9 protein-coding genes and 1 pseudogene are annotated in these 12,188 nt (G+C 68.4%); 6 read left to right on the forward strand and 4 right to left on the reverse strand.

Going from position 1 to position 12,188, the window contains the following annotated elements; genetic code table 11:
• Both WAX14_RS19450 and WAX14_RS19455 read right to left on the reverse strand, forming a co-directional pair.
• Window positions 1–925: lycopene cyclase family protein (locus WAX14_RS19450; RefSeq protein WP_422629690.1), on the reverse strand; the 925-nt coding region annotated here is incomplete at its 3' end.
• On the reverse strand, window positions 922–1,707 hold the full coding sequence (locus WAX14_RS19455; protein ID WP_422629691.1) for an SDR family oxidoreductase: 786 nt from the start codon (window positions 1,705–1,707) through the stop codon (window positions 922–924). The genes WAX14_RS19450 and WAX14_RS19455, both read right to left, overlap by 4 nt.
• A gap of 121 nt (window positions 1,708–1,828) precedes the next feature.
• Between WAX14_RS19455 and WAX14_RS19460 the strand changes: the two genes are divergently transcribed.
• Window positions 1,829–3,460, forward strand: coding sequence for an ABC-F family ATP-binding cassette domain-containing protein (locus WAX14_RS19460; RefSeq protein ID WP_422629692.1), 1,632 nt, complete (start codon window positions 1,829–1,831; stop codon window positions 3,458–3,460).
• A gap of 149 nt (window positions 3,461–3,609) precedes the next feature.
• The gene (locus tag WAX14_RS19465) at window positions 3,610–3,861 is read left to right on the forward strand and encodes a helix-turn-helix domain-containing protein (protein WP_422629693.1); all 252 of its coding nucleotides are present in this window, start codon (window positions 3,610–3,612) and stop codon (window positions 3,859–3,861) included.
• Between the two features lie 18 nt (window positions 3,862–3,879).
• On the opposite strand, the gene WAX14_RS19470 is transcribed toward WAX14_RS19465, so the two are convergent.
• Together WAX14_RS19470 and acnA are read right to left on the reverse strand one after the other, a co-directional pair.
• The gene (locus WAX14_RS19470; protein WP_422629694.1) at window positions 3,880–4,446 is read right to left on the reverse strand and encodes a TetR/AcrR family transcriptional regulator; all 567 of its coding nucleotides are present in this window, start codon (window positions 4,444–4,446) and stop codon (window positions 3,880–3,882) included.
• Between the two features lie 224 nt (window positions 4,447–4,670).
• Window positions 4,671–7,469, reverse strand: a complete 2,799-nt coding sequence (gene acnA / locus WAX14_RS19475) for an aconitate hydratase AcnA (protein WP_422629695.1) — start codon at window positions 7,467–7,469, stop codon at window positions 4,671–4,673.
• A gap of 325 nt (window positions 7,470–7,794) precedes the next feature.
• Between acnA and WAX14_RS19480 the strand changes: the two genes are divergently transcribed.
• From WAX14_RS19480 to WAX14_RS19495, 4 genes and pseudogenes are all read left to right on the forward strand, one after another.
• Window positions 7,795–8,340, forward strand: coding sequence for a DUF6676 family protein (locus WAX14_RS19480; protein ID WP_422629696.1), 546 nt, complete (start codon window positions 7,795–7,797; stop codon window positions 8,338–8,340).
• A gap of 386 nt (window positions 8,341–8,726) precedes the next feature.
• Window positions 8,727–10,333 (forward strand): annotated as a pseudogene (locus tag WAX14_RS19485) (NlpC/P60 family protein).
• A gap of 291 nt (window positions 10,334–10,624) precedes the next feature.
• Window positions 10,625–11,719 (forward strand): AAA family ATPase, encoded by a 1,095-nt coding sequence (locus WAX14_RS19490; protein WP_422629698.1) that lies wholly within the window; start codon window positions 10,625–10,627, stop codon window positions 11,717–11,719.
• Window positions 11,716–12,188 (forward strand): DUF58 domain-containing protein (locus tag WAX14_RS19495; protein WP_422629697.1); only part of this gene is annotated, 473 nt, incomplete at its 3' end. The genes WAX14_RS19490 and WAX14_RS19495, both read left to right, overlap by 4 nt.

Below are 12,188 nucleotides of genomic sequence, written 5' to 3' on the forward strand. Positions count from 1 at the left end.
TCCGTGCTCCAGGTCCCCACAACACCCGATCCGGCGCTCGCCCGTCAGCCAGGGCCGCCACCACTGCGTCGGCGGCCGACAACGACGTGGCCACCGCATATCCGGTGGCCGGGTGCATCAGGCCACCGCACGCCCCGTATCCGACCGGGCCGTCGCGGTGGCGGTCGCCGCCCTCGACGGCGAAACGGACGCGCTCGACCGGTTCGGTACCGGACAATGACACACCGCGCGCCGCGAGCCTGGCGCGCAGCCGCCGTTCCAGTTCCGGCAGCGTAAGCGCGGGCCGGCCCACGAGGCAGGTTTCTTCGAGTAGCACTCGGTCCTGGCCGACCGGCACCGCATACAGGAAGGACGCGACGTCCCCGGCGCCGGCGCCGGTGCCGTTGTCGCGCCGCCAATCCATGAACCAGCCGTCGTGATTGTCGAGCGCAGCCGCTGCTGTGCCGGCATCGACGACGAGCCCGAAGGCGGTCTGCTGTGCGCGCTCCCGGGTCGTGGCCAGCCCACGAGCGTCGACAATGCAGCGACCGGTCAGGCGCTTCCCGTCGGCGAGTACGACATCGTCGCGATTGACCTCGACCGCTCGTGCCGCCACCACCCGAACGTCGTCCAACGACAGAGTGCACTGCAGCGCCGCGGAGTCGAGCACACGGTACGGGCGATCGATGCGATGCTCACGCACCGTCCGGGCGGCGAGAGCGTCGATATGCGTGGCGACCGCGACCGCCGGCAGCCAGCCGGGCAACTCGTCCGCCCACGCGGCGTACGTCGCTGTCCACACCCGATCCGGATGCGGATCGACGGCCGTCACCCTCAGACCGGCCGCCGCGGCCCGGAACGCGAGCGCGCGACCGGCCGGCCCGAGGCCGGCGATCACGAGATCTGCCGGCTCGGATGTGGCGCTACCGCCGGCAGCAGCCGTCAAAGAGACCCGGTCGCGAGCAGCCCGCCGTCGACCCGAACGGTCTCGCCGGTGATCCACTGCGCCGCGTCCGAGGCGAGGAACGCCACCAGTTGCGCCACGTCCTCGGGGGTACCGAGCCGCTTCATCGGGTATCCGTCCGCAGCCGTGTCCTCGCCGCCCGCGACGAGCGCGGAGGCGAACTGCGTCTTCACGATGCCCGGTGCGATCGCGTTGACACGGATCGACGGGCCGAGTTGCCATGCGAGTTCCTCGGTCAGCCGGATCAGCGCGGCCTTCGACGCGCCGTACGCGCCGATCACCCCGGTCGAACGGAGCCCGGCAACGCTCGCCACATTGACGATCGCGCCGCCGTGCTCGGCCATCCACGCCCGATAGGTTTCCTGCACGTATCCGAGCGCGGCGACGACGTTGACGTCGAAGATCTTGCGTACCGCGTCGAGGTCGGCGTCCATCAAGGACCCGAACACCGGGTTGATGCCGGTGTTGTTGACCAGTACATCCAGACTGCCGAGCTCGTCGACGGTGCGCCGCACCGATTCGCGGCGCGCATCGGCGTCGCCGGCATTGCCGGGCAGTTCCAGTACCGAGCCTCGGTGACCGAGCGCCCGCAGGTCGGCGGCGGCTTCGGCGAGCGGTTCGGGCTTGCGGGCGGTGATCGCGACGTGGGCGCCGCGGGCGAGGAGTTCGGCGGCGACGGCCTTGCCGATGCCACGGCTTGCGCCGGTCACCAGGGCGACACGCCCCGCGAGGTCGGGGGCAGCGGGGATGGGGGTACTCGTCATGGTCGGAACGTAGCGCATCTCACCTCTGAAGTAGCCCGACCCCACGGTAAAATGGATATTTCGTGTGCCCGCTCGTCCGGCATCATGACCCCGTTCCGTTCGTCCCCGAGGAGTCCCACCCGTGATCACCGCCACCGACCTGGAAGTCCGCGCCGGTGTGCGGACGCTACTCTCCGCGCCGGGGCCGGCATTGCGGGTGCAGGCGGGCGATCGCATCGGGCTGGTCGGCCGCAACGGTGCAGGCAAGACCACCACCCTGCGCATTCTCGCGGGGGAGGGTGAACCCTATGCGGGCACGGTGCTGCGCTCGGGCGACCTCGGTTATCTGCCGCAGGACCCCAAGGAAGGCAACCTCGACGTCCTTGCGAAGGACCGGGTGCTGTCCGCGCGCGGTCTCGACGAGATCCTGCGCAGCATGGAGAAGCAGCAGGCGTTGATGGCCGAAGCCGTCGACGAGAAGATCCGCGACCGAGCCGTCCGCAAGTACGGATCGCTCGAGGAACGCTTCTCGACGCTCGGCGGGTACGTCGCCGAATCCGAGGCTGCGAGCATCTGCCACAGCCTGGGCCTGCCCGACCGGGTTCTCGGCCAGGCGCTGCACACCCTGTCGGGTGGCCAGCGGCGGCGTGTCGAGCTCGCTCGGATTCTGTTTGCCGCGTCCGACGGCTCCGGTGGCAAGTCCGACACCACGCTGTTGCTCGACGAGCCGACCAACCACCTCGATGCCGATTCCATCACGTGGCTGCGCGGCTTCCTGCAGGGCCACGACGGCGGGCTCATCGTCATCAGCCACGACGTCGACCTGCTCGCCGACGTCGTCAACAAGGTGTGGTTCCTCGACGCGGTCCGGGGCGAGGCCGACGTCTACAACATGGGCTGGAAGAAGTACCTCGACGCCCGCGCGACCGACGAACAGCGCAGGCGCCGCGAACGCGCGAACGCCGAGAAGAAGGCCTCTGCGTTGCAGAAGCAGGCCGCCAAGCTCGGAGCCAAGGCCACCAAGGCCACGGCCGCCCAGAACATGGCCAAGCGCGCCGACAAGCTCCTGAACGATCTCGACGACGTGCGCGTCGCCGACAAGGTCGCCAAGATCCGGTTCCCGACGCCCGCCGCGTGTGGCAAGACCCCGCTCATGGCGAAGGAGCTGACCAAGGTATACGGCTCGTTGGAGATTTTCACCGGTGTCGACCTGGCGATCGACCGGGGCAGCCGCGTGGTGATCCTCGGCCTCAACGGTGCAGGCAAGACCACCCTGCTGCGACTGCTCGCCGGCGTCGAAACCCCCGATCTCGGCGAACTCGTGCCCGGTCACGGACTGAAGGTCGGCTACTTCGCGCAGGAACACGACACCATCGACGACGCCGCCAGTGTGTGGGAGAACATCAGGCACGCAGCGCCGGACGCCGGGGAACAGGATCTGCGTGGGCTGCTCGGCGCGTTCATGTTCACCGGGCCGCAACTCGACCAGCCCGCAGGCACCCTGTCCGGCGGTGAGAAGACTCGTCTGGCGCTGGCCGGCCTGGTGTCGTCGGCGGCGAACGTGCTGCTTCTCGACGAGCCGACCAACAACCTCGATCCGGTCTCGCGGGAGCAGGTGCTCGACGCGCTGCGCAGCTACGAAGGCGCAGTCGTGCTGGTCACCCACGACCCGGGAGCCGCTGAGGCGCTGAACCCGGAGCGGGTGATCCTGCTGCCCGACGGCACCGAGGACCACTGGTCGCAGGAGTATCTGGAGCTGATCCAACTCGCGTGATCGGTACGACCGGAACAAGCTGCGACCGGAACAAGCTGCGACCGGAACAAGCTGCGACCGGAACGACCGGGCGCGGCGATCCGCCTCGGGTTCCGTCCGGGTGAACTAGCCTGGGAAGCGGAGCCTTGTCGAGTCGCCGGGAGGATCCGATGGTACGCAGATCCGAGGACGGGCAGTCCACCTTCACCAAGGGCATGCGGGTCACCGGGGAGTCCCGGAACCGCCTACAGGAAGAACTCAAGCGCCGCTACGAAGCGGGGGCCAGTATCCGCGCGCTCGCGCAGGAAACGGGACGCTCCTACGGGTTCGTGCACAACGTCCTCGTCGAATCCCATGTGGCGCTTCGAGGCCGCGGCGGCCCCAACCGCCGGCGTGCGGCCGCGTCCGGCGGCGCTGCCTGAGCGGGTGTGTCGCTACCGTCACCCGCGGCGACGCACCGACTCCTCGACCAGGTCCAGCACCTGGGTGAGTTCCTCTTCCGCATGCCCCGACGCGAGACGTGCGACGAGACCGTCGAGTACCAGATCCAGATAGCCGAGCAGCACATCGGTCGGCACGTCGTCGCGGAGTTTTCCCGCTTCGCGTTGCCGGGCGAGACGGCCTTCGGTGGCCTCGGTCAACTGCGCCGAATGCGTGGTCCAGGCCTTCGCGAAATCGGGGTCGGTGCGCAATCTGCGAGTGATCTCGAGGCGCGTACCGAGCCAGTCGAACTGTTCCGGGGAGGCCAGCATGTCCCTCATCACTTGAACGAGGCCCTCGTCGGCCGCGACCTCGGCCATTCGTCGCGCATCTTCCTGCGCGAGCGCGAGGAACAGGCCGTCCTTGTCCTTGAAGTGGTGGAAGATCGCGCCGCGTGACAATCCGGTGGCGTCCTCGAGGAGTCGGACCGTGGCGCCTTCGTAGCCGTGTTCGGCGAAGCAGCGTCGCGCGCCGTCGAGAATCTGGCTCCGGCGTGCGGCGAGATGGTCCTCGCTGACCTTGGGCACAGGAATCTCCTTCGTCGGGTGTTCGGTCCCTCGCTCGGAGGGGCGCTGAGTGAAGGGCGCCGCGTGAGCAAAGCGCTCACGACCACTGCCGACTCGACTGTTGCCGACGGCGATACGTGGTCGTGAGCGCCTTGCCTCGGTCCGGGCCGACATCGCTCACATGTGGGCATGTCGTGCATCGGCCATGGTCGTGTCGCCGGAGACGACACGACCATCGGTCGCCGCTAGCCTCGGATCATGTTGCGCAGCACGTACTGCAGGATGCCGTCGTTGCGGTAGTAGTCCGCCTCGCCGGGGGTGTCGATGCGCACGACCGCGTCGAAGACGACCTTCGCGCCGTCTTCCTTGGTCGCGGTGACCTTCACCGTCTTCGGGGTGACGCCCTCGTTGAGCTTCGCGATGCCCTCGATGTCGAAGACCTCGGTGCCGGTCAGGCCCAGCGACTTCGCCGACTCGCCGGCCGGGAACTGCAGCGGGATGACACCCATGCCGATGAGGTTCGAGCGGTGGATGCGCTCGAACGACTCGGTGATGACGGCCTTGACGCCGAGCAGGCGGGTGCCCTTGGCAGCCCAGTCCCGCGACGAACCCGAACCGTATTCCTTACCGCCGAGGACGACCAGCGGGATGCCGGCGTCCTGGTAGTTCTGCGACGCGTCGTAGATGAACGACTGCGGGGCACCGTCCTGGGTGAAGTCACGGGTGTAGCCACCGGAGACGCCGTCCAGAAGCTGGTTCTGCAGACGGATGTTCGCGAACGTGCCGCGGACCATCACCTCGTGGTTGCCGCGACGGCTACCGAGCGAGTTGTAGTCCTTGCGCTCGACGCCGTGCGAATCCAGGTACTGCGCGGCCGGGGTGCCGGGCTTGATCGGGCCGGCCGGGCTGATGTGGTCGGTGGTGACCGAGTCGCCGAGCAGTGCGAGGACGCGGGCACCGCTGATGTCGGTGACCGGGGTGGTCTCCATCGTCATGCCGTCGAAGTACGGCGCCTTGCGGACGTAGGTCGACTTGTCGTCCCATGCGAAGGTGTCGCCCTCCGGGGTGGCCAGGTTCTGCCAGCGCTCGTCACCGGCGAAGACCGTCGCGTAGGACTTGCGGAACATGTCCTGGCTGATGGCGGCCTTGATGGTGTCGTCGATTTCCTGCGCGGACGGCCAGATGTCCTTCAAGAAGACGTCGTTGCCGGCCTGGTCCTGGCCGAGGGCGTCGGTCTCGAAGTCGAAGTCCATGGTGCCTGCGATGGCGTACGCGATGACCAGCGGCGGCGACGCCAGGTAGTTCATCTTCACGTCGGGGGAGATGCGTCCCTCGAAGTTGCGGTTGCCGGACAGGACCGCGGTGACCGCGAGGTCGTTGTCGTTGACGGCCTTGGAGATTTCCTCCGGCAGCGGACCGGTGTTGCCGATGCAGGTGGTGCAGCCGAAGCCGCCCAGGTAGAAGCCGAGCTTCTCGAGGTACGGCCAGAGGCCGGCCTTCTCGTAGTAGTCGGCGACGACCTGCGAACCCGGAGCCATGTTGGTCTTGACCCACGGCTTGGAGGACAGACCCTTCTCGACCGCGTTGCGGGCCAGCAGGGCGGCACCGATCATCACCGACGGGTTCGAGGTGTTGGTGCACGAGGTGATGCCCGCGACCGCGACGGCGCCGTGGTCGAGGACGAAGTCGCCGCGATCGGAACTGACGGCGATCGGCTTGCTGGGGCGACCGTGTGAACCGTTCGCGGCCGACGGCACGACGGCGTCGTCGTGGGCCGTGGATGCCTCGACCGGATCGGATGCGGGGAACGATTCCTCGACGGCCTCGTCCAGCGCGGAGTGCGCGGCAGAGTTGCCGTTGGTGACATAGGTATCGATGTCGCGGCGGAACGCGGCCTTCGAGTCGGAGAGCAGAATGCGGTCCTGCGGGCGCTTCGGGCCGGCGATCGACGGCACCACGGTGCTCAGATCCAGCTCGAGGTACTCGGAGTAGGCGGGTTCCTTGTCGGCGTCGTGCCACAGGCCCTGTTCCTTGGCGTACGCCTCGACGAGCGCGAGCTGCTCGTCGCTGCGGCCGGTCAGGCGCAGGTAGTTGATGGTCTCGCCGTCGATCGGGAAGATCGCTGCGGTGGAACCGAATTCGGGGCTCATGTTGCCCAGGGTGGCGCGATTGGCGAGCGGCACCTCGGCGACGCCCTTGCCGTAGAACTCGACGAACTTACCGACCACACCGTGCTTGCGGAGCATGTCGGTGACGGTGAGCACGACGTCGGTCGCGGTCACGCCCGGCTTGATCTCACCGGTCAACTTGAAGCCGACGACGCGCGGGATCAGCATGGAGACCGGCTGGCCGAGCATCGCGGCCTCGGCCTCGATGCCGCCGACGCCCCAGCCGAGGACGCCGAGGCCGTTGACCATGGTGGTGTGCGAGTCGGTGCCGACACAGGTGTCGGGGTAGGCCTGACCGCCTCGGGTCATGACGGTGGGAGCCAGGTACTCGATGTTGACCTGGTGCACGATGCCCATGCCCGGCGGGACGACCTTGAAGTCGTCGAACGCGCCCTGGCCCCAGCGCAGGAACTGGTAACGCTCGCCGTTGCGCTGGTACTCGAGGTCGACGTTGCGCTCGAGGGCGTCGGCTTGACCGAAGACGTCGAGGATGACCGAGTGGTCGATGACCATGTCGGCGGGGGAGAGCGGGTTGACCTTGTTGGGGTCGCCGCCGAGCGTGGCGACGGCCTCGCGCATGGTGGCGAGATCGACCACACACGGCACGCCGGTGAAGTCCTGCATGATCACGCGGGCCGGGGTGAACTGGATTTCGACGCTCGGCTCGGCCGAGGGATCCCAGTTCGCGATCGCGCGGATGTGGTCGGCAGTGATGTTCGCACCGTCTTCGGTGCGCAGCAGGTTCTCGGCGAGAACCTTCAAAGCGTAGGGCAGCTTCTCGGTGCCGGGCACGGCCGAGAGACGGAAGATCTCGTACGAGTTCTCTCCGACCTCCAGGGTTCCCTTGGCTCCGAACGAATCAGTACTGGTGCTCACGTCAGCTCCACTCGTCGATGAGGCTCGCCGCCGACGGGGCTGTGTCGGCGGCCGAAGCGAGGCACGCGGAACCGAACCGGATTCCCCGGGGGCGGGGTGGCGGTTTCGCGGCGTCTCGCAGCAAGTCTAACAGTACGCTTGTCCTGCAATGCGTGCGGTGCAACGGTGGCACGGATGTTTTGGTGCGGGCCGGAACCCGCTGCCGGGCCGTGCCGCGGCGCACATCGCGTAGGGTGCGGATGTCGCCGTGCGGCGGGTCCTCGAGTTCGCCGGACTCGATGCCACCTCGCCGCCGGTCCCAACTGTGCCACCCCACCGGAGAGAGATGTCTGCGCCACTGCCACGAATTCCAGTGCCATCGGCCACGGACCTCCCGCCGGGCGTCACGCTCGACCAGGTGCTGACCGACCTCGCCGACGACCAGGTTTCCGCTCCCACCGAACGCGTCGCGGGTCTGGTCGAGCAGGTGCAACGGGCACAGAGCCACGGTATCGACCTGCGGGTCGTGGTCGTGGATCGAGACCCACGCATCGATTCGCAGTTGCGGGACCTCGCGACCGAGGTCGGTGCAGAGGACGGCGGCACGGTCCTCGTGCTCAGTCCCGGATGGGTCGGCACCTTCAGCGACAGCCTCGATCGGGTTGCGCTGGAGGCAGCGCAGGATCGCACCTATACCGGCGACCCGGTCGTCTCCACCCGCAACTTCGTGGACTCGATCACCGAACCCGGGCCGGACTGGACCGCCTGGACGATCCTGTTGATCGTTGTCGTCGCAGCCGCCGCCGGCGCGACCGCGCTCGCCAAGTTCGCGCGCCGACGCAAGACCGACGCGGCACTCGAATCCGGGAGTCCGGCGACATCCGAGCGGTGACCGCGGATCTGCCCACGCTGCGGAGTGGGCGGATCCCGAACCGGTGAGCATTCGTCTGTGCTCGGCGTCGGATACGCAGGACTCCGGCCAACAATTTCGTCTCTTATCCGTGACTGTCGCGCCGAACGACCGCAATGTGTCGTACGGTGCCATTGGCGCTCTTGGGGAAGGAGTGTCACACGTGCCGTCGTGGACCTACCGGTCCGCGGCGGCCAGACCGGATCGGTGAGCGGTCGCGCATCGCGCGACCCGATGCGGCGTGCAGTCCTTCCCTCGGCGTGGCGGATCGGTTTCGCGCGCGATACCACCGAGGGAGAGTTGATGTGAGGCGCTTCGGTTACCCAGGAGAAGATCCGCGACGGGCCGGGGCGTTGCGACATCGCAGGATTCGAGAGTCCGGTACGTCGGCGGCGACCGGACGGTCGGTCGGGCCACGGATACTCGTCGCGCTCGGGCTCGTCTCGGTACTGTTCGTGGGAACCGCCGCAACGGTGGGCGCGGCGCCGGACCCCCACCGAACCCGAGCGACGACACCCTCGCCGCCGCCGGCACGGCCGTCGAGACGGGTCTCGACCGAGTCGGCGACCTGATCGTCCGGATCGCGTCCGCGGATCAGCAACTCGCCGAGCTGGAGAACCAGGTCGCGATCAAGCGAGAGAGCGTCAACCGCGCGCTCGTCGACCTACAGAGCGCCCGGGACACCGCCGACGCGGCCGCGCATGCCGTCACTCGATCACAGCTGGCGCTCCGCGATGCCGGCGTTCGGATCGAACAGGCGCAGAACGACTTCGACGAGTTCGCCCGCGACAGCTACACCCGCGGAACCAACGCCGCGTCACTCGCGTCGTTCCTCGGCTCGACCGGCCCGGACGATCTCCTCGATCGTGCCCAGGTGATGCGGCTGTTGTCGTCGGGACGCAACGCGGTGCTGGACGCACTCGAACGCGCCCGCACCGAGGAAGCGAACAACAACTCGCGTGCGCGAGCGGCGAAGCAGGAAGCGGACGCTGCGTCCGTGGCAGCCGAACAGCGCAAGGCCGAGGCCGAATCCGCCATCGCGCAGGCACGCTCCGCGCTGGACCAGCAGGCAGCGGACAAACAGCGGATCGAGATCGAACGCGCGGCGGCGCAGACCGAATTGGATGCTGCCCGGCGCAACGTCGCCGGACTGGAGGATCAACGCGCCGACTATGCCACGTGGGATCGTCAGCGACAGGCGGAGGAGGCGGCACAGGCAGCAGCCGAGGCGGCAGCCCACCAGGCTGCCTCGGACGCCGCCCAGCGGGTCGCCGCGGACGCCGCAGCGCGCGCCCGTGCCGCCGAACTGTCCAACGGTCAGCGCCCGCACACCCAGATCGACGGTTACCGGGTCGACCCCGGGGACTGGGCGGGGTTCGAAACCTCACTGCCGGACGTCTCGGATACGGCCGACGAGGACGTAGACCGGCCGAGCAGCAGCGGGCGTGACTGGGGAAACCAGGATCCGGGCGACCCGACCGGTGAAAGCCTGGTCACCCCGTCGGCACCGAAGGCCAAACCGCGCGCAACTCCGGGAACGACGGTGGTCGGTCCGGCTGCCGTCGAAACCGTCATCGACCGCGCGATGTCACAGATCGGTGTGCCCTACGCATGGGGTGGCGGCGACGAGAACGGACCGACCCGCGGCATCCGCGACGGCGGTGTGGCCGACAGCTACGGCGACTTCAACAAGGTCGGCTTCGACTGCTCGGGCTTGATGATCTACGCGTTCGCCGGCATCGGCATCTCGCTGCCGCACTACACCGGCTACCAGTACACCGCGGGCACCCAGGTGCCGTCGGCGGAGATGAAGCGCGGCGACATGATCTTCTACGGACCGAACGCGAGTCAGCACGTGGGGCTGTACCTCGGTGACGGGCAGATGCTCGAGGCCCCGCAATCGGGATCGCACGTGAAGATCTCGCCCGTGCGCTGGTCCGGGATGACTCCGTACGCGGTGCGGATGGTGTCGTAACGGATGGCGTCGTGACGGCCACGTGAGCTCGCGCTTTCCGGTCGCGGACCGGGTTCGCGCACCACGTGTGGGACACGCTCGCGGCATCGGAGAGCCACACCTGGAATAGTGGTGCCCGAATGTGATCTCCAGCGGAACGACCTAGGCGAAAGCGGTGGATTCTTGGTGACCTCACGTGAGGGTGGGACGTCGGGCACGAACACCCAGGGCGCGACTACACAGGGCGCGACTACACAGGGCGCGACCACGCAGGGCCCGGCCGCACCGGGTGGGGGGACACAACCTCCGGCACTGTCGAAGGACGGGGCGAAACCGGCCGCCGCCACCGATCAGGCAGCGGACGTGCGGGTCCTGGAGAAGGCGATCTACGAGGTCAAACGCGTCATCGTCGGCCAGGATCGGCTCGTCGAACGGATGCTGGTCGGTGTCCTCGCGAAGGGACATGTGCTCCTCGAAGGTGTTCCCGGTGTCGCCAAGACACTCGCCGTGGAAACCTTCGCCAAGGTGGTCGGCGGATCGTTCTCCCGCGTGCAGTTCACCCCCGACCTGGTGCCGACGGACCTCGTCGGCACCCGCATCTACCGGCAGGGCCGCGAAGAGTTCGACACCGAACTCGGACCGGTGGTCGCGAACTTCGTGCTCGCCGACGAGATCAACCGTGCGCCTGCGAAGGTGCAGTCGGCGCTGCTCGAGGTGATGGCCGAACGACACGTCACCATCGGTGGCAAGACGTTCCCGATGCCGGAGCCGTTCCTGGTGATGGCCACCCAGAACCCGATCGAGAACGAAGGCGTCTACCCGCTGCCGGAGGCGCAGCGCGACCGCTTCCTGTTCAAGGTCCTCGTCGACTATCCGACCGTCGAGGAGGAACGCGAGATCGTCTATCGCATGGGTGTGTCCGCGCCGGAACCGAAGCAGATCCTCGACAACGCCGAGGTGCTACGCCTGCAGGGCGTCGCCAGCCGCGTGTTCGTGCACCACGCGCTCGTCGACTACGTCGTGCGGGTGATCTTCGCGACCCGTGCCCCGGCCGAACTCGGCCTCGCCGACGTCGACGGGTGGATCGCGTACGGCGCCTCCCCGCGTGCCACCCTCGGCATCATCTCGGCCGCCCGCGCGCTGGCACTGGTTCGCGGCCGCGACTATGCGGTACCGCAGGACGTCCTCGACGTGATTCCGGACGTGCTGCGGCACCGTCTGGTGCTCTCGTACGACGCACTCGCCGACGAGGTCACGGCCGATCAGATCGTGGGCCGCATCCTGCAGACCGTCGGACTGCCGCACGTCACCCCGCAGGTCAACGCGCCCGTCCCGCCGGCTCCGGGACCGGTGGCGCCGGCCACGGGCGTTCCGGTCGGCCCCGAGGCAGGTGCAGGACAGCGGTGAGCCCACGCGCCCACGGGTCGCCGCCGACGTTCCGTTCCGGCGAATTGCGCGATCCCGCACTCACCGCCGCGCTGCGCACCCTCGAACTCACGGTGCGCCGACGACTCGACGGTGTGCTGCACGGTGACCACCTCGGCCTGATTCCGGGACCGGGCTCGGAACCGGGCGATGCCCGCGAATACCAGCCCGGTGACGACGTGCGGCAGATGGACTGGTCGGTGACCGCCCGCACCACCCATCCGCACGTGCGGCAATCCGTCGCCGATCGCGAGCTCGAGACGTGGCTGGCGGTCGATCTGTCGGCCAGCCTCGATTTCGGTACCGGCACCTGCGAGAAGCGCGACCTCGCCGTCGCCGCGGCTGCCGCCGTCGCACACCTGACCAGCGGTGGCGGCAACCGCATCGGTGCGGTCGTGAGCACCGGCCACGACACCGCACGCTTCCCGGCCCGCGGTGGCCGCCTGCACGG

Source organism: Rhodococcus sp. (in: high G+C Gram-positive bacteria) (assembly GCF_049299235.1).
GTDB lineage: Bacteria > Actinomycetota > Actinomycetes > Mycobacteriales > Mycobacteriaceae > Rhodococcus.

What these genes read in the sequence shown, in the direction of transcription:
- WAX14_RS19455 (WP_422629691.1), bottom strand. Translation starts at nt 1,707, where the DNA reads ATGACGAGTACCCCCATCCCCGCTGCCCCCGACCTCGCGGGGCGTGTC.
- WAX14_RS19480 (WP_422629696.1), top strand. Translation starts at nt 7,795, where the DNA reads ATGTCTGCGCCACTGCCACGAATTCCAGTGCCATCGGCCACGGACCTC.
- WAX14_RS19465 (WP_422629693.1), top strand. Translation starts at nt 3,610, where the DNA reads ATGGTACGCAGATCCGAGGACGGGCAGTCCACCTTCACCAAGGGCATG.